General features: G+C 61.3%; 21 protein-coding genes. 8 read left to right on the forward strand and 13 right to left on the reverse strand.

Going from position 1 to position 20167, the window contains the following annotated elements; genetic code table 11:
* Positions 1-96 precede the first annotated feature (96 nt).
* The 3 genes from QRN36_RS23520 to QRN36_RS23530 are packed head-to-tail and all read right to left on the reverse strand — an operon-like array spanning position 97 to position 3424.
* Positions 97-897, reverse strand: a complete 801-nt coding sequence (locus QRN36_RS23520; RefSeq protein ID WP_285426243.1) for an HpcH/HpaI aldolase/citrate lyase family protein — start codon at positions 895-897, stop codon at positions 97-99.
* A gap of 12 nt (positions 898-909) precedes the next feature.
* Positions 910-2094 (reverse strand): L-rhamnonate dehydratase, encoded by a 1185-nt coding sequence (rhmD, locus tag QRN36_RS23525; protein WP_285426244.1) that lies wholly within the window; start codon positions 2092-2094, stop codon positions 910-912.
* Between the two features lie 31 nt (positions 2095-2125).
* On the reverse strand, positions 2126-3424 hold the full coding sequence (locus tag QRN36_RS23530; RefSeq protein WP_285426245.1) for an MFS transporter: 1299 nt from the start codon (positions 3422-3424) through the stop codon (positions 2126-2128).
* A gap of 162 nt (positions 3425-3586) precedes the next feature.
* Between QRN36_RS23530 and QRN36_RS23535 the strand changes: the two genes are divergently transcribed.
* A complete protein-coding gene (locus QRN36_RS23535; protein WP_285426246.1) occupies positions 3587-4543 on the forward strand; it encodes a LysR family transcriptional regulator in 957 nt (318 codons plus the stop codon).
* Between the two features lie 79 nt (positions 4544-4622).
* Positions 4623-6023, forward strand: coding sequence for a diguanylate cyclase domain-containing protein (locus QRN36_RS23540; protein WP_285426247.1), 1401 nt, complete (start codon positions 4623-4625; stop codon positions 6021-6023).
* A gap of 307 nt (positions 6024-6330) precedes the next feature.
* On the opposite strand, the gene QRN36_RS23545 is transcribed toward QRN36_RS23540, so the two are convergent.
* The 5 genes from QRN36_RS23545 to QRN36_RS23565 all read right to left on the reverse strand — a co-directional run bounded on the left by QRN36_RS23545 (position 6331) and on the right by QRN36_RS23565 (position 10051).
* Positions 6331-7629 (reverse strand): NAD(P)/FAD-dependent oxidoreductase, encoded by a 1299-nt coding sequence (locus QRN36_RS23545; RefSeq protein ID WP_285426248.1) that lies wholly within the window; start codon positions 7627-7629, stop codon positions 6331-6333.
* Between the two features lie 63 nt (positions 7630-7692).
* Positions 7693-7866: a DUF3094 family protein gene (locus QRN36_RS23550; RefSeq protein ID WP_093465580.1), complete on the reverse strand. Its 174-nt coding sequence runs from the start codon at positions 7864-7866 to the stop codon at positions 7693-7695.
* A 32-nt stretch (positions 7867-7898) separates the two neighbouring features.
* Entirely contained in the window at positions 7899-8432 is a 534-nt protein-coding gene (locus QRN36_RS23555; RefSeq protein ID WP_285426249.1) for an MOSC domain-containing protein, read from the reverse strand.
* Complete coding sequence (locus tag QRN36_RS23560; protein WP_120127636.1) at positions 8429-9058, reverse strand: DUF1780 domain-containing protein; 630 nt, start codon at positions 9056-9058, stop codon at positions 8429-8431. Before QRN36_RS23560 ends, QRN36_RS23555 begins: the two co-directional genes overlap by 4 nt.
* A gap of 90 nt (positions 9059-9148) precedes the next feature.
* Positions 9149-10051, reverse strand: a complete 903-nt coding sequence (locus QRN36_RS23565) for an AraC family transcriptional regulator (RefSeq protein WP_093464638.1) — start codon at positions 10049-10051, stop codon at positions 9149-9151.
* A gap of 375 nt (positions 10052-10426) precedes the next feature.
* Between QRN36_RS23565 and QRN36_RS23570 the strand changes: the two genes are divergently transcribed.
* The 4 genes from QRN36_RS23570 to QRN36_RS23585 all read left to right on the forward strand — a co-directional run bounded on the left by QRN36_RS23570 (position 10427) and on the right by QRN36_RS23585 (position 14446).
* Positions 10427-11719: an MFS transporter gene (locus tag QRN36_RS23570; RefSeq protein ID WP_373568790.1), complete on the forward strand. Its 1293-nt coding sequence runs from the start codon at positions 10427-10429 to the stop codon at positions 11717-11719.
* Positions 11720-11937: 218 nt separating this feature from the next.
* Positions 11938-12639 (forward strand): fumarylacetoacetate hydrolase family protein, encoded by a 702-nt coding sequence (locus tag QRN36_RS23575; protein ID WP_285426270.1) that lies wholly within the window; start codon positions 11938-11940, stop codon positions 12637-12639.
* Positions 12640-12696: 57 nt separating this feature from the next.
* Positions 12697-13461, forward strand: a complete 765-nt coding sequence (locus QRN36_RS23580) for an SDR family oxidoreductase (RefSeq protein WP_285426251.1) — start codon at positions 12697-12699, stop codon at positions 13459-13461.
* A gap of 31 nt (positions 13462-13492) precedes the next feature.
* Entirely contained in the window at positions 13493-14446 is a 954-nt protein-coding gene (locus QRN36_RS23585) for a 2-hydroxyacid dehydrogenase (protein WP_285426252.1), read from the forward strand.
* Between the two features lie 175 nt (positions 14447-14621).
* Here QRN36_RS23585 and QRN36_RS23590 read toward each other — a convergent pair whose 3' ends face one another.
* The gene (locus tag QRN36_RS23590) at positions 14622-15521 is read right to left on the reverse strand and encodes a LysR family transcriptional regulator (RefSeq protein WP_285426253.1); all 900 of its coding nucleotides are present in this window, start codon (positions 15519-15521) and stop codon (positions 14622-14624) included.
* Positions 15522-15679: 158 nt separating this feature from the next.
* Between QRN36_RS23590 and QRN36_RS23595 the strand changes: the two genes are divergently transcribed.
* Together QRN36_RS23595 and QRN36_RS23600 are read left to right on the forward strand one after the other, a co-directional pair.
* Positions 15680-16324 carry a hydrolase gene (locus tag QRN36_RS23595; RefSeq protein ID WP_285426254.1) on the forward strand — a complete coding sequence of 215 codons (645 nt, stop codon included), beginning with the start codon at positions 15680-15682 and terminating at the stop codon, positions 16322-16324.
* Positions 16325-16485: 161 nt separating this feature from the next.
* Positions 16486-17172 (forward strand): energy-coupling factor ABC transporter permease, encoded by a 687-nt coding sequence (locus QRN36_RS23600; RefSeq protein WP_285426255.1) that lies wholly within the window; start codon positions 16486-16488, stop codon positions 17170-17172.
* A gap of 70 nt (positions 17173-17242) precedes the next feature.
* Here QRN36_RS23600 and yacG read toward each other — a convergent pair whose 3' ends face one another.
* From yacG to QRN36_RS23620, 4 genes are read right to left on the reverse strand one after another with little or no spacing between them, the layout of a single operon-like run.
* The gene (yacG, locus tag QRN36_RS23605; protein WP_062378727.1) at positions 17243-17446 is read right to left on the reverse strand and encodes a DNA gyrase inhibitor YacG; all 204 of its coding nucleotides are present in this window, start codon (positions 17444-17446) and stop codon (positions 17243-17245) included.
* Entirely contained in the window at positions 17446-18075 is a 630-nt protein-coding gene (coaE, locus tag QRN36_RS23610) for a dephospho-CoA kinase (protein WP_285426256.1), read from the reverse strand. Before coaE ends, yacG begins: the two co-directional genes overlap by 1 nt.
* On the reverse strand, positions 18075-18947 hold the full coding sequence (locus QRN36_RS23615; RefSeq protein ID WP_285426257.1) for an A24 family peptidase: 873 nt from the start codon (positions 18945-18947) through the stop codon (positions 18075-18077). Before QRN36_RS23615 ends, coaE begins: the two co-directional genes overlap by 1 nt.
* 1 nt (position 18948) lies before the next feature.
* The gene (locus QRN36_RS23620; protein WP_285426258.1) at positions 18949-20166 is read right to left on the reverse strand and encodes a type II secretion system F family protein; all 1218 of its coding nucleotides are present in this window, start codon (positions 20164-20166) and stop codon (positions 18949-18951) included.
* Between the last annotated feature and the right edge of the window lies 1 nt (position 20167).

Below are 20167 nucleotides of genomic sequence, written 5' to 3' on the forward strand. Positions count from 1 at the left end.
CGTAGGACCGGCTTCAGCCGGGAAGGTGTCGAGTGTGACGCCCTTGATCGATGGGAGGCTTCAAAGCCCGTTGACGGACTCCCACAGTTCGGTAGATCAGTACGTCCGCGAGGGCGCGGCGAAGTCCTGAGGTTCGCGGTAGCGTGCCAGGTTTTCCTTCGCCGCCTGACGCAGCAGGCTGATATCGATGCCCACGGCCACGAACTGGCAACCCCAGCCCATGTAGCGCCGGGCATCTTCCTCGGCGGGCGCAAGGATGCCGCAGATTTTGCCCGCCGCGAGAGTGGCATCCACCGCACGGCGAATGCTGGCCTGGACGTCGGGATGCGACGGATTGCCGATATGGCCCATGCCGGTCGACAGATCCGCCGGGCCGATGAACACGGCGTCGACGCCTTCAACCGCCGCGATCGCTTCCACGTTTTCGACGCCTTTGCGCGATTCCACCTGCACGATCAGGCACAGCTCCTCGTGAGCCGTGTTGAGGTAATCCGGCACGGCATCCCAGCGCGTGGCGCGGGTCAGGCCGCCGCCGACGCCGCGAATGCCGTGCGGCGGATAACGCATTGCCTGCACCAGCGCTCGGGCCTGCTCGGCGGATTCCACCATCGGCACCATCAACGTCTGCACGCCGACATCCAGCAATTGCTTGATCAGCACGGCATCGCCGGTCACGGCGCGCACGACGGGCGCGGTGCTGTAGGGCATTACCGCCTGCAATTGCGCGAGGATGCTCGGTACGGTGTTCGGCGCATGCTCGCCATCGATCAGCATCCAGTCATATCCCAGCCCGGCGACGATTTCAGTCGCATAGCCCGTGGCGAAACCGGCCCAGATTCCATACTGCGGCTCGCGTCTGGCCAAAGCGGCCTTGAACGCGTTGTGAGGCATTTTCATAACCATTTCCTGTCAGTGCGTGTACGGACGATGAAGCTGACATTCAGGGTTGAGCGTGACGCCAAACCCCGGCTGATCAAGCCTGGACAGTCGCATGCGCCCGTTTTCCGGTACCGGCTCGCCGAGCAGTTGTGGATGGAACATCGGCACGACTTCATCAGCCTTGGGCGCCATCATCAGAAACTCGGCGAACGGGCTGTTGGTGCGCGTTGCGACGAAATGATAGCTGTAGACTGAAGATCCGTGCGGCACGACCAGCGTGTTATGGGCATCGGCCAGCGCAGAAATCTTGATCAGCTCGGTGATGCCGCCGCACCAGCCGACATCCGGCTGGATGATGTCGCAGCAGCCCATTTCCAGCAGCATGCGGAACCCCCAGCGCGTGGCTTCGTGCTCACCGGTGGTGACCAGCATGCCTTTGGGCACGTTCTTGCGCAGCTCGGCGTAACCCCAGTAATCCTCAGGCGAAAGCGCCTCCTCGATCCATTTCAGTCCGAACGCTTGCGCGCCGTGGGCCAACCTGGTTGCGTAGTTGAGGTCCAGGCTCATCCAGCAATCGAGCATCAACCAGAAATCCTTGCCCACGCGCTCGCGCATTACGGCGAGCGCCTCGAGGTTTTTGCGCAGGCCTTCTTCGCCTTCCGCCGGGCCGTGGTGCAGGGGCAGCTTTCCACCGATGAAACCCATTTTCTGGGCAAGGTCAGGGCGGGCGCCGGTGGCGTAGAACTGCAGCTCATCGCGCACCGCACCGCCCAGCAATTGATGAACCGGCTCCTGACGCACTTTGCCGAGCAGGTCCCACAACGCCAGGTCGACGCCGGAAATGGTATTGATCACCAGCCCTTTGCGGCCGTAGTACTGCGACGACAGGTACATCTGATCCCAGATTTTCTCGATGTCGGTGACCTTCGCGCCTTCGACAAAACGCGCCAGATGTTTCTCGACGATGTACGCCGCGGGTTCGCCGCCGGTGGTCACGGCGAAGCCGACGTTGCCTGCCGAATCTTCGATTTCCACCACCAGGGTGCCGAGCACATTGATCCCGAAGCTGCGGCGGCTTTGACGGTATTCCGGGTATTTGCTCATTGGCGTGGCGATGTGGTCGTCGATCCAGTGGCCGTCGCCCTGGTCGTGATAATCGGCACCGCCGCCCCGCAGAACGAAAGCGCGGACGTGTTTGATGATGGGCGTGCTCATGGAGGACTCCTGTGATCCGAGAGAATGGCGATCAGTGTTGAAAGGTCGGTACCGTGTGGGGTGTCCCGGTTCTGGGTGAGCGAATGCCCATCACCAGCGCCGCAGCGATCAGCGTGGTCACTGACAGTAGATAAAGCCCCGCCGTCGGCGTCTGGAACGCGCCTTCGGCCCAGTTCTTGATGATCGGCGCGATGAATCCGCCCAGCGCGCCGAACGAATTGATCAGAGCGATGGCGCCTGCGGCGGCGCTGCCCGCCAGGAAACTTCCCGGGAAGGTCCAGAACACCGGTTGCACGGCGATGAACCCCGATGCAGCAAAGCACAGCGCCAGGATGCCCAGCAGCGGGTTGGCGAACGTCACCGACGCGGCGATGCCCAGACCTGACACCACCAGCGTCAGCGCCGCGACCGTCCGACGCTGGCCTGTGCGGTCGGCAATCGCAGGGACGCGCCAGGCGGCAATCAGCGCGCAGACCCACGGAATGGCGCTGACGAGGCCGACCATGAGGCCGACTTTGCTGCCCATCAGGCCCGCGACCTGGCTGGGCAGATAAAACACCACGCCGTAAACGCTGGCCTGAATCAGCAGGTAAATCACGCACAGGTACAGCACCGCTGGTTGGCACATGGCCTTGAGCACGCTGCCGTGGCGCTGTTTTTCGCTGTCTTCGGCATCGAGCACGGCCTGCAATTGCTGACGCTCATCAGCGCTCAGCCACTTGGCATCGGCCGGGCGGTTGTCCAGATAGAAGTAGGCCCACACGCCGACGGCAGTCGCCATCAGCCCCTCGACTGCGAAGAGCCATTGCCAGCCATGGCTGCCCAGCACGCCATCGAGTTCAAGCAACAGACCGGACAGCGGGCTGCCGAAGATGAACGCCAGCGGCGCGCCGAAGTAGAAAAAGCCCATCGCCCGGCCTCGCGCGGCATTGGGGAACCAGTAGGTCAGGTAGAGGATGACGCCGGGGAAGAATCCGGCCTCGGCCACGCCCAGCAGGAAGCGCAGCACATAAAACGTCGTTTCGGTGTGGGCAAAGACCATCGCCGCAGACACCAGGCCCCACGTCACCATGATCCGGCACATCCACAGCTTGGCGCCGATCCTGTGCATCATCAGGTTGCTGGGGACCTCGAGCAGCGCGTAACCGGCGAAGAATACGCCAGCGCCGAAGGCGAACGCGGCGTCGCTGATACCGGTATCAGCCTGAAAAGCCTGCTTGGCGAAGCCGACATTGGCGCGATCGAGAAACGCCATGATGTACATCAGCAACAGAAAGGGCAGAAGACGCCATGAGAGCTTGGCCAGCAAGGACGCGGGGAGTGTGTTCACGACAGTTTCCTTTTTTGGAATTATTTGACTGCGTAAGCCGGCGTGTCGCCGTTCCGGTCAGGCCGGAATGAGAAGGACTCTACTGCTGCGAAGCGATGCGTGACTAATCGTTTTTAGCTTAAGATCGATACCTTCAAGGTATCGGTCCACAGAGGTCAGTCAATGGCTGAAAACGTCTCCTCGCAGCAGCTGTTCAGCCGTCTGCGCTACAAGCATCTGCAGATGCTGGTCGTGCTTGGGTCCAGCCTCAACCTGCACCGCGCTTCGTTGAACATGCACATGTCGCAGCCCGCCGCGACGCGCATGCTTCACGAAATCGAGGACATGTTCGGCTGCGAACTGTTCGAGCGCCTGCCGCGTGGCATGCGCCCGACGGCCTTGGGCATGGAGCTTCTGCGCTTTGCCGAATCCGCGCTCAGTGGGCTCGATCGTTGTGCCGCCGACATGCAGGCTCGGCTTCACGGTGGCTACGGTTATCTGGCGATCGGGACGATCATGGGAGCGGCGCCTGATCTGGTCATGAATGCCGTGGCCGAGATCAAGACGCTCAACCCTCAGTTGCGCATCCGCATCATGGGCGATACCAGCGATCAGGTGATTCAGTTGCTCGAGCAGGGCCGCATCGATCTGGCCATCGCGCGTCGCAATGCCTCCACCGACCGCGAGCACTACGCGTTCGAGCCCTTGGGCAACGAGCAGCTCATGGTCGTCGTGCACCAGGGCCATCCGCTTGCCAGGCGGCGCAAGCTCGACTGGGCCGAGTTGGTCAGCGACTGGCCCTGGATTCTGCAACCCGAGAGCAGCCCGGCGCGCATGGCGTTCGATCAGGCGCTGGAGAGGCTCGCACTGCCCGCGCCTGCCGACATCATCGAATGCAGTTCGGTGTATTCGATGCAGCAACTGGTTCAGCTCACTGATGCAATCATGGTGCTGTCCGAGTCGGCGCTGCGCGATTACCTGAAAATGGGGCTGGTCAAGGCGCTGCCCGTGAGGATCGAAGAGCGGATGGCGCCGTTCGGTCTGTTGACGCGCCGGGGCGAGGCGGCGAGTCGCGAGTTGATGCAATTCATCGAGTTGCTGCGGCGCCGGGCCGCTGCGCAGCCGATCGCGTCGGATTAATGACTGATTTCTGTCCGTGGGTGCGCATTCAAGGTGTGGGGTATAGACTCCAGACAGTCTTTTCAGGATCGGCCGGTATATGAAAGCGCCAATTCCTCTGTATGAAAACGAGCGCCTCGAAGCGCTGCATCAACTGGAAATTCTCGACACCCCGGCCGAAGCGTCACTCGACCGGATCACCCGTCTGGTGGCACGTGTGCTCGATGTGCCGATCGCACTGGTTTCGCTGGTCGATGAGGACCGGCAATGGTTCAAGTCCCGCACGGGGCTCGATGCGCCGGAAACGCCCAGAGAAATGGCCTTCTGCGCCCACGCCATCCTGCAGAGCACACCCCTTGTCGTCCCCGACGCCGCCGAAGATGAGCGCTTTCGCGACAACCTGTTAGTGACCGGCGCGCCCCATATCCGTTTTTACGCCGGCGTGCCCATTCGCACCAGCAGAGGCTTCGCTGTAGGCACCTTGTGTGCCATTGACGAGCGCCCGCGTGAACTGACTCAGGAGGAGCTGGACATCCTTCGCGATCTGGCCGACATCGTCAGTCGTGAAGTGCAGCTGCGGGAAAACCTGATGCTGGCGCGCTTGCAGAAAAGCCGCTCTGACGCCCTGTTCAAAGCCAGCGAAGCGGGCTATCGGTCGATGTTCGAACTGGCTTCAGTGGGCATCGCGCTGGTGGCGCCGGACGGTGGCTGGATCAGCGTCAACACGGCGTTATGCGAAATCCTTGGCTACACGCCGGAGGAGCTCAAACACCTGACCTTCCAGGACATCACCCACCCGGATGACCTGCACACGGACATGGAATTGCTCAATCAACTGGTCGGTAACGAGATCGACCGGTATCAGTTGGAAAAGCGTTATCTGCGCAAGGGCGGCGCGTCGGTGTGGGTCAGCCTGAGCGTGACCAAGAAGCTGTCCGAGAACGGCGATCTGGATTACTTCATCTCCATCATTCAGGACATTCAGGCGCGCAAAGAACTGGAACAAGAAGCGCGGCACGACGCGCTCACCGGTCTGCACAATCGACGCGCGCTGGATGCGTTACTGCCGATCGCGCAGGCGCGGGCGGACCGCTCCAGGTTGCAGCTGGCGCTGATGTTCATCGATCTGGATGGCTTCAAGGGCATCAACGACACCTACGGGCACGATGCGGGCGACGATCTGCTGCGTACCATTTCCGCTCGCCTGCAAACCTGCGTGCGAAGGACTGACAGCCTGGTGCGGCTGGCGGGTGACGAATTCATCGTGGTGCTGGAAGGCATTGTCCCGGGCGCCGACGAAGCGCGGGAAGTGGCGAAAAAGCTGCTGGCGGCGATTGCCGAGCCGATCATCATCAAAGGCGACGTCATCCGCAGCAACGCCAGCGTCGGGTTCTCCATGTACGAGCCAGGCTCGGGCAAAGCGCCTGACGAACTCATGCGCGAAGCCGATCGCTGGATGTACAAAGCCAAGCACTCGGGCAAAGGGCGGGTGATGCCGTAGTCGGCATGGAACGGTATAAAACCTGTGGGGCGAGCTTGCTGGCGAAGGCTGATTTCCAACCTCTGCATCTGCACCGGCTTCTTCCCGGCTGAAGCCGGTCCTACTGACGGCGCAAGGTGTCTTCCCGGCTAAAGCCGGTCCTACTGACGCCGCAAGGCCTTTTCCCGGCTGAAGCCGGTCCTACTGACGCTGCGACCTCTTCGTAGGACCGGCTTTAGCCGGGAAGGCTTCGAGTGTTACGCCGCTGATGGAAAGGGCGTTAAAGCCAACGTTGAGAACCTGCCATATGCACGGCAGGCCGTCGCCTTTAGTGCAGCTTCATTCTCGGTTCGGTTCCGCGACCGATCCGGCTGCCGAGCATCAGCATCAGCGTGCGGAACGTGCCGTACAGCGCCATTTGGTGCATGCGGTACAGCGAGACGTAAAACATCCGCGCCAGCCAGCCTTCGAGCATGACACTGCCGGTCAGGTTGCCCATCAGATTGCCGACCGCCGAGAACTTCGACAGCGAAATCAGCGAGCCGTAATCCTTGTATTTGTATTCCGGCAGGTCGCCGCCTTCGATCCGCAGCTTGAGCGATTTGACCAGCAGCGAGGCTTGCTGGTGCGCCGCTTGCGCGCGTGGCGGGACATTGCGGTCGGTGCCTTTTTGCGGACAGGCCGCGCAGTCGCCGAACGCGAAAATGTTGTCGTCACGGGTGGTCTGCAGGGTCGGGCGCACTTGCAGCTGATTGATGCGGTTGGTCTCCAGCCCAGCAATGCCTTCCAGAAACGCCGGTGCGCGAATGCCTGCTGCCCAGACCTTCAGGGTCGCCGGAATCACCTGGCCTGTCGCCGTCACCAGACTGTCGGCAGTCACTTCACTGACCGCCGAGTTGGTCAGCACGGTCACGCCGAGCTTCTCCAGCGTCTTATGCACCGGCCCGCCGATCCGTTCAGGCAAGGCAGGCAACACCCGAGGACCGGCCTCGATGACCGTGATCCGCAGGTTTTCCGGTTTGATCTGGCCCAGGCCATAGGCCGCCAGTTCGTGGGCGGCATTGTGCAGTTCTGCCGCGAGCTCGACGCCTGTCGCACCGGCGCCGACGATCGCCACGTTGATTTCTTCGGTGGCCGCCAGCTCGCTGGCATGCGCACGCAGGTAACGATTGAGCAACTGCTGATGGAAGCGTTCGGCCTGTTTGCGCGTGTCGAGGAACAGGCAGTGCTCCGCCGCGCCCTTGGTACCGAAATCATTGGTGGTGCTGCCGACGGAAATCACCAGCGAGTCGTAACTCAGGCTGCGCGCCGGGACCAGCTCCTGACCGTTTTCATCCTGCGTTGCCGCCAGGTGAATCTGCTTGTTTTCGCGGTCCAGCCCGGTCATGCGGCCGAGTTGAAACTGGAAGTGATTCCACTTGGCTTGCGCGACATAGTTCAGCTCATCCTCGTAGGAGTTGAGCGAGCCTGCGGCGACCTCGTGCAGCAAGGGTTTCCAGATGTGCGTCAGATTGGCGTCTACCAGCGTGACGCTGGCGGTGCCTTTCTTGCCCAGCGTTTTACCCAGGCGGGTAGCCAGCTCCAGACCACCAGCGCCTCCGCCGACGATCACGATACGATGAGTCATGGGGATATCTCATAAGGCTTAAGGAATTCTCTTCAGGCTCTATCCGAGCGAGCGCCAGGCAGCTCATAGCGTCAGATAGCTCAGTAAACGGCTCAACAGGCCCAGTCCGATCACCACGACCAGCACCACCACAAGGAGCAGCCAGGGCTTGAATGGCCGGCGCTCGACTTGGTGCTGAGGTGCTCGAAGGTACTCTTCGACACGCTTTTGGTCGTCAGGGTTCAGGCGGCTGGTCATTCAAGCCTCGGCATGAACATTGATCGGCGTCATCAACCGATGGCCACCGATGCATTAGATTCGTTGACGTCGTCCAGCGGTTCGATACGCAGGACATCGTCCAGACGGATAATGCCGCTTTGTAACACTCGCGCGGTAATTCCGCCATGTCCGCGTACCGCCTGAAAGGTCCCGTGGCCCAGCCGTTGCTCCAGTCTGGCGCACGGCTGGCACCAGCCGGTGGTCTCGAACACCGCCTGGCCTATGCGGAAGCGACGGTTTTTCAGGCTGAACAGGTTGATGCCGCTGACTGCGATGTTACGTCGCAGGTCCCGAGGCAGGACGGGATTGTCTTCCCCGCGCCCCATCAGAGCACTGACCACCGCCAGATGCTCCCATTGAATCAGCGTAACCTGGCGGGCATTGCGCGGACCGGGACGGGCATGATCGCCCGTCAGGCCGGCCTCGCGGCGCGCCTCGACCGCTTCCAGTTCGATCATCTCTTCTCGCGACTGCGGACGTACGCCTATCCAGCGCACGCGACCGCGCTGCGGCACATCGGCGATCAGGGCTTGCAACGGACTCATAGGCTGATTCCCACGTCGAACACCACGCTGCGGCCCAGATTGGTCCGCAGAAAATCCGGGGCGTCCGGATGGGCGAACAATACCCGCGCAAACGTCGGCCCTACCAGCGAAAGCGAGCGCCAGCCCTGGCGCAGGTACTCGGTGGGCGGCGGGAAGTGGCTGTTCAGGTCCAGCACTTCGCGCTTGAGGCTGGCGAACGCGATGATGTCCAGTTCGCTGAGATCCAGGCCGCGCTCCTTGTAGTTGTGGGCTTTCTTGCGCAAGGTCGGCGCCAGGCGTCTGAGCAGTTCAGCGGCCGGGATGCGCTTGGGTTTGGCTTCGCGGCGCACCAACTGACTGAGGGAAAAGGCGCTGCGCCGACGCTGTAACTCTTCGCGCCACTCATCGTTGAGCCGACGGCCTTCATCGAGCACGAAGAACACTTCGAAACACGCATCGCGAAAGAGTACGTCCGGCGGCTCTTGCCCTGCGGGCAGAAAATCGTCGGTGCGGTGAGGAATGTTCAAGCCTTGCAGCAACCGTTGGCACACCCAACGCTCGCGCTCCCACTTGCGCGCATTGGACAGAAACGCATTGGCTTGCTCGGCCTGGATCGTCAACAGACGCAGGTAGTCGGAGTCATCCATGACGGCAAGCTTAGCGCTCTGGCGTGAAGATGAAACGCCGACAGGGACATAAAGTTGATCCAGAGGAACGCCCCAGTGCGCGACGGCGGCCTATAAATCCCGCTGCTTGCGAAATTGCCCGGGCGGCATGCCGTGGGCGTGACGGAAGCGTCGTGAAAAGTAGGCCTCATCGGCAAAGCCGCACAGCCGCGCGACTTCTCCGACCGGTTTGCTGCCGTTGAGCAGCAGCGTGCGCGCCAGGTGCATGCGCCGTTCGAGCACCAGCTCGCTGAAGGTTTTACCGACTTCCTTGCGCAGCCAGTGGGTCAGGTAATTGGGTGACAGGAAGGCCGCGGACGCCGCCTTTTTCAGGCTCAGGTCGGGGTCGCTGAGGTTCTTGCGCACGTACTCCGACATCCTCGCCAGCGCATCGCGGCGGCTGCGTTCGGCGGCGTTGTCATCGGCCAGCAGCTTGATCGGTTCGGCGTACAGCTGGCAGATGGTGCCGATCAATTGCAGCAGATAGCCCTTGAGAATCTCGCGCGTGCCGAACTGACGATCCTTGTCCAGATCGCGCATGCGGTCGAGCAAACGCTGGACCTCGGCAAAGTCTTCGGCACCGAGCGTGAAATCCAGATGCTCCTGGAACCGGAACGGCGACAGCTCGGGTGCCAGCGCGATGGCGACGTCTTCAAGGTCCAGCGGATCGCACTGCAACTGCGGCAGCAGGAAGGTCTGGGCGAAGTTGATCAGCAGGAAATTGCCTTCCGGCGGATGCGGGATCAGATGCAATTTGTGCGGCAGGATGAACGCCAGCGTGTTGCGCGGGAAGGGCCGCACGACGCCGCCGATGTGCTGCACGGTGTCACCGCCGAGGTTGATCTGGATCTGAAAATATTCGTGACGATGGGGCGCGGTTTCAGGCTTGCCCTCGGTTTTGCCACGGATGTAGAAGTCTGGCCGCTCACTGCGTTGCTGCATTCCATAAGTGGGTACGCGGTTGGCAGATTCCATGATGCGGTTCCTCACTGCGGTGTTTCTTATTGTCGGTTGTCATATGACCTGATTCAAAACTTTTCCGCTGTCGCTCGCCAGTCTTTTTGTCCAAAAACTTTGCGGAAGGTTCGAAATGAAAGAGCCGCTCTACTACGCCTATTTCCACACAAAAAAGTCAGACAAGGAGGGTTGCCGACGCTCGGGAATTTCTTGGACAAATAATTACGGGCCTGTTCCGAAATCCCGAAACGTTCTAAGCAGCGGGTTGTTTAAAACCGGTCGTACGATAACTTAGGGCTGCGCTTCATCACTCGATTCCAATAAAAACAACGAGGAATTCACATGTCGAGCAATCCCGATATTCGGGCTATCGATGCCGTCTCCGCCGCACCCATGGCGGCAGCACCGGCCCGCCCAACCTCCCATCGTCGCTGGTTCATGCTCTCACTGTTGCTGATCGCCACGATCATCAACTACGTGGACCGGGTGAACATCTCTATCGCCGCGCCGTTCATGGCCAAAGACCTGGGGCTGGACAAGGTCCAGATGGGCCTGATCTTCTCCGCGTTTGCCTGGACGTACGCCTTCGCGCTGGTGCCCGCCGGTTTCATCGCCGACCGTTTCGGTTCGCGACTGACCTATGGCGCCTCGCTGATTTCCTGGTCGGCCGTGACCGTCTGCCAGGGGCTGGCGGGTGGCTTCGCTTCGTTGTTCGGGCTGCGTCTGGCCATCGGCGCCATGGAAGCGCCGGCATTTCCGGCCAACAGCCGCGCGGTCACGGTCTGGTTTCCGGCAAGAGAGCGCGGCATGGCGAGCAGCATTTACGTCTGCGGTCAGTACCTAGGCACCGCGCTGTTCACCGGCTTGCTGTTGTGGCTGGCAACGACCTACGACTGGCGCCATGTGTTCTACAGCACCGGCATCGTCGGCATTCTGTTTGGCGTCGCCTGGCTGTACCTGTACCGCGATCCGTTGAACTGCAAGAAGGTCAGCAAGCAGGAGCTGCAGTACATCGAGGACGGTGGTGGCCTGGTGAAAAGCAGCCAGGAAAAGAACAAGTTCAAGTGGGCGCAGATTGCCGAGCTGTTGAAGTACCGCCAGGTGTGGGCGATCTGTCTGGGCAAGTTCGCCAGCACGTCGGCGCTGTATTTCTTTCTGACCTGGTTCCCGACTTACCTGATCGAAGAGCGCCACCTGACGATGGTCAAAGTGGGCATCTTCGCCGTGTTGCCGTTCATTGGCGCGACCGTGGGCGTCTTGCTGGCGGGCATTGTGTCGGACTGGATGATTCGGCGCGGTACGTCGCTGTCTTTCGCCCGCAAGTTGCCGCTGGTTGTCGGCTCTGCGCTGGGCATGTCGATCATGCTGGTCAACTTCACCGATTCCAACGAAGTCTGCATCGCGTTGTTGACCATCGCCTTCTTCGCTCAGGGCATTGCGTCGGCTTCATGGGCCGCCGTGTCGGAAATCGCGCCCAAGGAGCTGATTGGCCTGACTGGCGGCATCACCAGCCTGGCAGCCAACATTGGCGGCATTGTCACGCCCATCGTGATCGGACAGATCCTTCATGTGACCGGCAGTTTTGCCTGGGCCTTCTGGTTCATCGGGGGGGTGGCGTGCATCGGAACCCTGTCGTATTCGCTGCTGCTGGGCCGAATCTACCGGATCGAGCTCAAGGCGAAGTAAGCGCAAGCATGTGTGTGTGACCTTCTGCCGGACTAGGCAAAGGCGTACGCGAGTACGCCTTTTTTATGGGCGACAGGATTGAGTTTTTTAGTCCAGCGCGAACACGGTTTTGTCCAACTTTCGGGCGAGTTGATCCCGTAGTCTCAGGATCAAACGGCCACCTTCTGCAGCGCGATGCCTGTCACGGTGATGAGTAGCAAGCGCTGCAGGCCTGAGGAATTTCCATGAGTGAGTTTGTTATCGATCCCCCGCGCGTCCCGAGTCTGCCGGTCAGCGGCAGTGCCGGACGCTTCCCGGTCGGCAGGGTGTTCTGCCTGGGCCGCAACTATTACTGGGGCGACACCCTTAACGCGGTTCGCGAAGTGCCGGCGTTTTTCATGAAGCCCGCGACCTCGGTCATCGATGCCTCCGGCGAGCTGGATTTCCCGACCCAGACCGAGCAGTTCTGCCATGAGATCGAGCTGGTTGTGGCCATCGGCAAGGACGGCTTTCAGATCACCGAGCAAGAGGCGCTGGATCACGTCTGGGGTTATGCCGCAGGGCTCGACCTGACGCGCCGCGACCTGCAAATGGCGGCCAAGGCCGTGGGCAATCCCTGGGAGCCGGCCAAGGCATTCGATGGCTCGGCGCCCATCACGCCCATTCTGCCCGCCAGCCGCAACGGTCACCCGCGCCAAGGCGCGATCTGGCTGAGCGTCAATGGCGTCGAGCGGCAGCGCTCGGATCTGGAAAGCCAGATCTGGTCGGTCAGTGAGGTCATCAGCCAGTTGTCACATTCGGTCAGCCTGCGGGCTGGCGATCTGATCATGACCGGCACGCCGCCAGGCGTCGCTGCCCTGGACGCGGGCGACGTGATCACCGGTGGCGTCGCCGGCATCGGCGAGTTCGAAGTGCGCATCGGCAGCCGCCGCGCCGATTGAACCCCGCTAAGCGATTTCGCAAGCACTGCATTCAGACAGGAAACAAGGAGAACAATAATGACTGATCAATCCCTTTCCAAAATTGCCTTGGTCACAGGCGCTGGCAGCGGCATCGGTCGCTTGGTCGCGCTGGGCCTGCTGGAAGATGGCTACAAAGTGGTGGTGACCGGGCGCCGGCTGGAGCCGCTTGAAGAGCTGGTCAGCCTGGCGCGAGAGCAGGGCGGGGAAGCCCTGGCGGTGTCGTGCGATGTTCGCGATCCGGCCAGTGTCGACCACCTCTTTGCCACGGTCGAGGAGGTTTACGGTCGCCTCGATGTGGTGTTCAACAACGCGGGCGTCAACGCCCCGGCCGTGCCGATGGACGAGCTGCCCATCGAGAAGTGGCTGAGTGTGATCGACACCAACGTCACCGGGGTTTTCCTGTGCAGCCGCGGCGCTTTCGGGCTGATGCGCAAGCAGTCGCCGCAAGGTGGGCGCATCATCAACAACGGCTCGATCTCCGCCCATGTGCCCCGTCCGTTCACCGCGCCTTACACCGCCAGCAAACACGCCGTGTTGGGCCTGACCAAAAGCCTGGCGCTCGACGGTCGTGAATTCAACATCGCCTGCAGCCAGATCGACATCGGCAATGCCTTGACCGAACTGTCGGTGCGCATGACCAAGGGCGTGCGCCAGGCCAACGGCTCGATTGCCGTGGAGCCGATGATCGACGTCAAGCACATCGCCGATGCCGTGCGCTACATCGCGGCACTGCCGCTGTCGGCCAACGTGCTGAACATGACCGTCATGGCGACCAACATGCCTTTCGTGGGCCGTGGTTGATCCTGTCCGATTCGATATGAGCGAGATTCCGATGAAACCTGAAATTCTCCAGCTGAGCCCGATCCTCATCCCGGAAATCAATGCGCGCCTCAACGAGCTGTACACCGTGCGGCCTTATTTTCAGCAGTCCGACAAGGCGGCTTACCTGCGCGAGCACGGCGCCGCTATTCGCGGTGTGGTCACCGGCGGACACACCGGCATCACTCGCGAAGTGATGGAGCAACTGCCGAAAGTGGAAGTCATCGCGGTCAATGGCGTCGGCACGGATGCGGTGGACCTGGCCTATGCGCGGGATCGCGGTATCCGCGTGACGGCGACCATTGGCGCACTGACCGAAGACGTCGCTGACCTTGCCATTGGTCTGCTGATCTCGGCCTGTCGCGGGCTGGGCACTGCCGACCGCTATGTGCGTTCCGGCGAGTGGGCACGAACTGCCACGCCGCTGGTGCCATTGCCACTGGCGCGGCAGTTCAGTGGCATGCGCGTCGGTATCGTCGGACTGGGCCGGGTAGGGCGAGCGGTCGCTACGCGTGCAGCGGCCTTCGGCTGCCCGATCAGCTACACCGACCTGCAGCCGATGAGTGACGTGCCGTACACGTTCGTCAGCGATCTGGTGGAACTGGCCGGGCAAAGTGACGCCCTGATCGTTGCGGCCGCAGCCGACAAGGCCAAAGGCATCATCAATGCCGCCGTGCTGGAGGCGCTGGGCGCGCAGGGCTATCTGATCAATGTCGCGCGCGGCAGCCTGGTCAACGAACCTGACCTGATCGCCGCGCTGCAAGCCGGCACCCTGGCAGGCGCGGGACTGGATGTCTTCGTCGACGAACCTCACGTGCCAGACGTCCTGTTCGGCCTGGAAACCGTCGTGCTGCAACCACACCGCGCCAGCGCCACCGTCCAGACCCGCACGCGCATGGGCGAAATGGTGCTGGCCAGCCTCGCCGCCGTGTTGGCAGGTCAAGAACCGGTCGGCGCCGTGGCGTGAGCCGAACCCGTCAACGCCGCACCATCTTGTAGGAGTGTGGCTTGCCCTGGGCCGCACTCGGACGATCGGCTGCGCAGCAGTCGTAAAACCGGCCGCCTCGAAACATCAGACAAACCGCGTGCACCGGCTTTGCGGTTCGATGTCGGATTCTGCTCTGAAGGCTGTGGCAACAACCTCAAAACCCTGCAGAGCCCAACGCCAGTTCGGTGACCAGAAAATCGATGAAGGCCCGCGTCTTCATCGGCACTCGTCGGGCGGAGGGGTAGACCGCGTTCACAGAAATCGCCGGGGCTTGCCACTCGCACAGGACGGGGACCAGACGACCATCGGCGACGGCGCGTTCGATGATGAAGTTGGGCAGCAAGGCGATACCCATTCCCGCCACAGCTGCCTGCGCCAGGATGTCGCCGTTATTGGCGTGGAGCGGGCCGCTGACGGTCACGCGTTGGGTTTCCTTGCCGTTGCACAGCTGCAGGCTCACGCCGCTTTGCAGATAGCCATAACTCAGAAACTTATGGTTGCCGAGATCCTTGGGCGATTGCGGCGTGCCCTCGCGCGCCAGGTACGCCGGGGACGCCACCATGATCCGCGGCGCCGGGGCCAGCGAGCGGGCGACCATTGAGGAGTCCGGCAGGCTGGCGATACGAATCGTCACGTCGAACCCACCTTTCACCGGATCAACCTGCTCGTCGCTGAGCACCACCTGTAACTCGACGTTCGGGTGCTGCTCGTTGAAGTGCGGAATCAGCGGCCCCAGACGGCTCAGACCAAACGACATCGGCGCGTTGACCCGCAGCACGCCACGTATCTCGCCCATGCCGGTGCGTGCGCGCTGTTCGGCTTCGTCCAGCGCGGCGATGACATCTCGACACGAGTCGTAGTATTCGGCGCCTGCTTCCGTCAGATGCAAGCTGCGAGTGGTGCGTTGCAGCAACTGCACGCCGATGGCTTCCTCCAGCGCCTGAATCTGCTTACTGACTTTTGAGCGTGGTACGTCCAGCGCGCGCGCCGCGGCGGCAAAACCGTTAGCGCCCACCGTCGCGACGAAAGCGCGCATGCATTCGATCCGGTCCATAGCCGTCCCTGAATTGGAAACAATGAGTCTCAATTCTATGGGATTGTTCCAATGCCGCCTAGTCCGTAAATTCACTTCCAAGCCAGCCAACAAGCGCAACACAGCGCAGCGGCTAACCCCATTTCTCACTCTGTTTTCGACATCTAAAGGAACATGCCATGTCTATCCGCGAACTGCTGAACCCAACCAACTCCGCTCTGATCCTGATCGACCACCAGCCACAGATGGCATTCGGCGTTCAGTCGATCGACCGCCAGACGCTGAAGAACAACACCGTGGGCCTGGCCAAGGCCGCCAAGATCTTCAACGTGCCGACTATCTACACCTCGGTCGAAACCAAGAGCTTCAGCGGCTTCATCTGGCCGGAACTGCTGGCAGTGAACCCGGATAGTCAGCCGATCGAGCGCACCTCGATGAACTCCTGGGAAGACAAGAAGCTGGTCGAAGCGGTGAAGGCCACCGGTCGCAAAAAGCTTATCATCGCAGCGCTCTGGACCGAGGTCTGCCTGAACTTCCCGACGCTGGATGCACTGGCCGAAGGCTACGAGGTTTACATCGTGACCGACGCTTCCGGCGGCACGACCAAAGAAGCTCACGACATGTCGGTGCAACGCATGATTCAGGCAGGCGCAGTGCCGGTGACCTGGCAACAGGTTCTGCTCGAATTCCAGCGCGACTGGGCTCACAAAGAGACCTACGAAGCTGTGATGGAACTGGTTCTGGAGCACAGCGGTGCCTACGGCATGGGCGTCGATTACGCGTACACCATGGTGCATGGCGCACCGCAACGTAAGCTCGGTTAACAAGCCACACACACTGATATCGCCTGTGCAGCACCGCTTGCCCCAAAGCCGTGTTGCACAGGCGTTCGTGCGTCTGGATGTCCCGTCAGCGCGACGGGTGACCTTCGCTGACGCGGTGAAGGACTAGACTCATCCTGTCTCCTCTCCCCAAGCCTGCCATCATGATCGGCGCCCAGGTTCTCACTCCCCAGACCATGACCCTCGCCTGGTTGCTGTACGCGCCGATGGTGTTGTGGGCGGCATGGCGTTGCCCGTGGGTCGAGCTGTTCACCGACACACGGCGCCAGCACCTGCTGTTCGGGACGGTCTTCGCCCTGTTTCTGCTGTGGTTGATGCGGCGGGATTTCGACAGCGGTGTCTCTTACCATTTTCTCGGCATGACCGCCGTGACGTTACTGCTGGACTGGCCGCTGGCTATCGTCGGCGGGCTGATTGCGCAATTGGGCATGCTGGCGATGGGCAGGCAGGATCTGGCCGCGATGGGTGTCAATGGGCTGCTGTTGATCGTGCTGCCGGTCTTGATCACCGAAGGCTGTGCGTTGGTCGTCGAGCGCGCGCAACCCAAGAACCCTTTCACCTACATCTTCTGCTCCGGATTTTTCGCCGCCGGGCTGGCTGCATTGATGTGCCTGCTTTTAGCGATGGGCGTGCTGTGGCATGACGGCCTTTTCGCGATGCCGGAATGGCTGGGGGATTTCATCGGGTATCTGTGGCTGATCATCTTTCCCGAAGCCTTCATCAACGGGATGATCGTGACGGCGCTGGTGGTGTTCTGCCCCGAGTGGCTTGAGACGTTCAATCGCACGCGCTACCTGTCAGCGCCGTGGAGGGACGAAGACGACACTTGATGGGCCGCCTTCTGTCTTCACGAACAAGCCCGCTGTCACCGACTGGACTCGACTCCGCAGCTGTGCTTAATCAATGCTGGCGCGGGTCGAAATCCCCTGAAAACAATTCGTCTTCGGCATCGGGCGCCACCGGGATGGCATGTTCTTCCGACGCCCATGCTCCCAGATCGATCAGTTTGCAACGGTCTGAGCAGAACGGCCGGAACTTGCTCTCCGGGGTCCATTCCACAGGCGCTCCGCAGGTTGGGCAATCGACGGTCATTGGTTGGCTCATCATTGGCCTCCACGCAAAGTTAGATAAAAGTGATGCAGCCGCTGAACTTCGCTCTTCAGCCACGCCGGGTCGCGGTCGTTGACGATCACGTCATCCGCGCGGCTCAGGCGCTCTTCGCGGCTGGCCTGGACATTGAGAATCGCCCGGACCTGCTCCTCGTTGGTCTTGTCACGCAGCACGGTGCGTTCGATCTGCAAGGCCTGCGGCACGTCGATGACCAACACCCGCTGCACCATCTGATGCTGTGAAGTCTCCAGCAACAAGGGTGAAACCAGAATCGCATAAGGCGATTCGGCTCGCGCCAGGTACTGACGGACTTCCTCGCGAATCAGCGGATGCAGCAACCCTTCCAGCCAAACGCGCTGCGTTGGGTCCTTGAAAATCAGCTCTCGCAGGGCGGCGCGATTCAACGTGCCGTCGGCTTGCAACACGCCAGCCCCGAAATGCTCGGCAATCCGCTCAAGGGCAGGGCGACCGGGCTCGACCACCCAGCGTGCGGCCTGGTCGGCGTCCACCAGGTGCACGCCCAGCTCGACAAAGCATTGCGCAGCCGCACTCTTGCCACTGCCGATGCCGCCGGTCAGGCCAAGAATCCAGGGTTGTGCGGCGGGTTGCGTTTCGGGAGCCATCATCTGAAACCGGCGATCTGCAAATACGAAGTGGTTATTTGATCACCCCAGAGCAATGCGATCCACCCCGCGATGGCCAGATAAGGGCCGAAGGGAATCGGCGTGCTGGTCCCGACGTTGCGCAAACGCAGCAGAATCAGGCCCAACACCGCGCCGACGAGCGAGGACAGCAAGATCGTCAGCGGCAGAATCTGCCAGCCGCCCCAGGCGCCCAGCATGGCCAGCAATTTGAAGTCGCCGTAGCCCATGCCTTCCTTGCCAGTCACCAGCTTGAACAGCCAGAACACCGCCCACAGCACCAGATACCCGAGCACCGCGCCCCACAGCGCATCGGTCAAAGAGGCAAAAAGCCCGAACGCATTGACGATCAGCCCAAGCCACAGCAGCGGCAGCACGATCACGTCCGGCAACAATTGGTGATCGGCGTCGATCAGGCTCATCGACAGCAGGCCCCAGCTCAACACCAGCACGGCCGCAGCCTGCCAGCCGAAGCCGAAATGCCAGGCGACGAACGCCGACAGTAATCCGCACACCAGTTCGACGAGAGGATAACGCTTGCTGATGGGCGCCTTGCAGCTGGAGCATTTGCCGCCCAGAAACAGGTAGCTGACGACCGGCAGATTCTCCCAGGCGCGGATTCGGTGCGCGCAATGCGGGCAGCGAGAATGAGGCAGCAGCAGGTTGAAGGTCTCGGGTTTCGGCTCGGCGGGGAGTTCCAGCACTTCGCGCGCCTGAGCCTTCCAGTCCTGCAACATCATCTTGGGCAGGCGATAAACCACGACGTTGATGAAGCTGCCCACCAGCAGCCCCAAAACCAGCGCGCACAGAACAAAGGCCAGCGGGGAGCTGGCCAGAAGGTCAAGAACAGACATGTTAGACGACGTTTCCGAGCTGGAAGATGGGCAGGTACATGGCGATCACGAGCCCGCCGACGATGATGCCGAGGACGGCCATGATCATTGGCTCCATCAGGCTGGTGAGGCTGTCGACCATGTTGTCGACTTCCTCTTCGTAATACGTCGCGACCTTATCGAGCATCGAATCCAGCGCGCCGGACTCCTCGCCGATGGCGGTCATCTGCACGGCCAGCATCGGGAAGACGCCCGTGCTGCGCATCGAAAAGTTGAGCTGCATGCCGGTGGAAACGTCTTGTTTGACCTTATGCACGGCGTTGCGGAAAACCACGTTGCCGGTCGCGCCGGCAACCGAGTCGAGTGCATCGACCAGCGGCACACCGGCAGCGAAGGTGGTCGAAAGCGTCCGGGCAAAACGGGCGACCGCCGATTTGAACAGAAGCGGGCCGATCACCGGCACCTTCAAGAGCATGCGGTCGATGCGATCCCTGAATTTCTCCGAGGTCTTGTAGGCTTTGCGGAAGGCCATAAATGCGACCAGCATGGCGCCCAGAAGCATGTACCAATAACTCTGAACGATTTCCGAAAGACCAATGACCATCAGCGTAAAAGCGGGCAGCTTCGCGCCGAAGCCGGCGAACACGGACTGAAACTGCGGCACCACTTTGATCAGCAGGATGCCGCTCACGATGATCGCCACGATGACCACGGCAATCGGGTAGGTCATGGCTTTTTTGATCTTGGCTTTGAGGAACTCGGTCTTTTCTTTGTAGGTGGCCACTCGATCGAGCAGCGACTCAAGCGCACCGGCTTGCTCGCCCGCGTCGACAAGGTTGCAAAACAGGTCGTCGAAATACTGAGGCTTCTGTCGCAAGGCCGTGGCAAAACTGTGCCCGGCAGCCACTTCCTGTTTGATGTCGTCAACGAGTTTGCGCATGTTCGGGTTATCGGAGCCTTCGCTGATAATGTCGAACGACTGCAATAAAGGAACGCCGGCTTTCATCATCGTTGCCATCTGGCGGCTGAAGAACGCGATGTCCAGCGGTTTGATCTTCTTGCCGGAGCCGAAGATCGAAACGGCTTTCTTCCGGACTTTCGTCGGGTTGATGCCTTGCTTGCGCAACTGGGCTTTGACCAGCGCGGGGTTGTGGCCGTTGATTTCGCCCTTTTGTTTGACGCCTTTCTTGTCGAGCCCCTCCCAGGTGTAGACGCTGACTTTTACTGCTTTGGTCGCCATG

The sequence above is a fragment of the Pseudomonas sp. efr-133-TYG-103a genome (assembly GCF_030209235.1).
Classification (GTDB): Bacteria; Pseudomonadota; Gammaproteobacteria; order Pseudomonadales; family Pseudomonadaceae; genus Aquipseudomonas.

Bases quoted from the DNA above. Each gene is read 5' to 3' on its own strand.
- QRN36_RS23520 (WP_285426243.1), bottom strand. From the start codon at position 897: ATGAAAATGCCTCACAACGCGTTCAAGGCCGCTTTGGCCAGACGCGAG.
- rhmD (WP_285426244.1), bottom strand. From the start codon at position 2,094: ATGAGCACGCCCATCATCAAACACGTCCGCGCTTTCGTTCTGCGGGGC.
- QRN36_RS23535 (WP_285426246.1), top strand. From the start codon at position 3,587: ATGGCTGAAAACGTCTCCTCGCAGCAGCTGTTCAGCCGTCTGCGCTAC.
- QRN36_RS23540 (WP_285426247.1), top strand. From the start codon at position 4,623: ATGAAAGCGCCAATTCCTCTGTATGAAAACGAGCGCCTCGAAGCGCTG.
- QRN36_RS23545 (WP_285426248.1), bottom strand. From the start codon at position 7,629: ATGACTCATCGTATCGTGATCGTCGGCGGAGGCGCTGGTGGTCTGGAG.
- QRN36_RS23550 (WP_093465580.1), bottom strand. From the start codon at position 7,866: ATGACCAGCCGCCTGAACCCTGACGACCAAAAGCGTGTCGAAGAGTAC.
- QRN36_RS23555 (WP_285426249.1), bottom strand. From the start codon at position 8,432: ATGAGTCCGTTGCAAGCCCTGATCGCCGATGTGCCGCAGCGCGGTCGC.
- QRN36_RS23560 (WP_120127636.1), bottom strand. From the start codon at position 9,058: ATGGATGACTCCGACTACCTGCGTCTGTTGACGATCCAGGCCGAGCAA.
- QRN36_RS23565 (WP_093464638.1), bottom strand. From the start codon at position 10,051: ATGGAATCTGCCAACCGCGTACCCACTTATGGAATGCAGCAACGCAGT.
- QRN36_RS23570 (WP_373568790.1), top strand. From the start codon at position 10,427: ATGGCGGCAGCACCGGCCCGCCCAACCTCCCATCGTCGCTGGTTCATG.
- QRN36_RS23580 (WP_285426251.1), top strand. From the start codon at position 12,697: ATGACTGATCAATCCCTTTCCAAAATTGCCTTGGTCACAGGCGCTGGC.
- QRN36_RS23585 (WP_285426252.1), top strand. From the start codon at position 13,493: ATGAAACCTGAAATTCTCCAGCTGAGCCCGATCCTCATCCCGGAAATC.
- QRN36_RS23590 (WP_285426253.1), bottom strand. From the start codon at position 15,521: ATGGACCGGATCGAATGCATGCGCGCTTTCGTCGCGACGGTGGGCGCT.
- QRN36_RS23595 (WP_285426254.1), top strand. From the start codon at position 15,680: ATGTCTATCCGCGAACTGCTGAACCCAACCAACTCCGCTCTGATCCTG.
- QRN36_RS23600 (WP_285426255.1), top strand. From the start codon at position 16,486: ATGATCGGCGCCCAGGTTCTCACTCCCCAGACCATGACCCTCGCCTGG.
- yacG (WP_062378727.1), bottom strand. From the start codon at position 17,446: ATGAGCCAACCAATGACCGTCGATTGCCCAACCTGCGGAGCGCCTGTG.
- coaE (WP_285426256.1), bottom strand. From the start codon at position 18,075: ATGGCTCCCGAAACGCAACCCGCCGCACAACCCTGGATTCTTGGCCTG.
- QRN36_RS23615 (WP_285426257.1), bottom strand. From the start codon at position 18,947: ATGTCTGTTCTTGACCTTCTGGCCAGCTCCCCGCTGGCCTTTGTTCTG.
- QRN36_RS23620 (WP_285426258.1), bottom strand. From the start codon at position 20,166: ATGGCGACCAAAGCAGTAAAAGTCAGCGTCTACACCTGGGAGGGGCTC.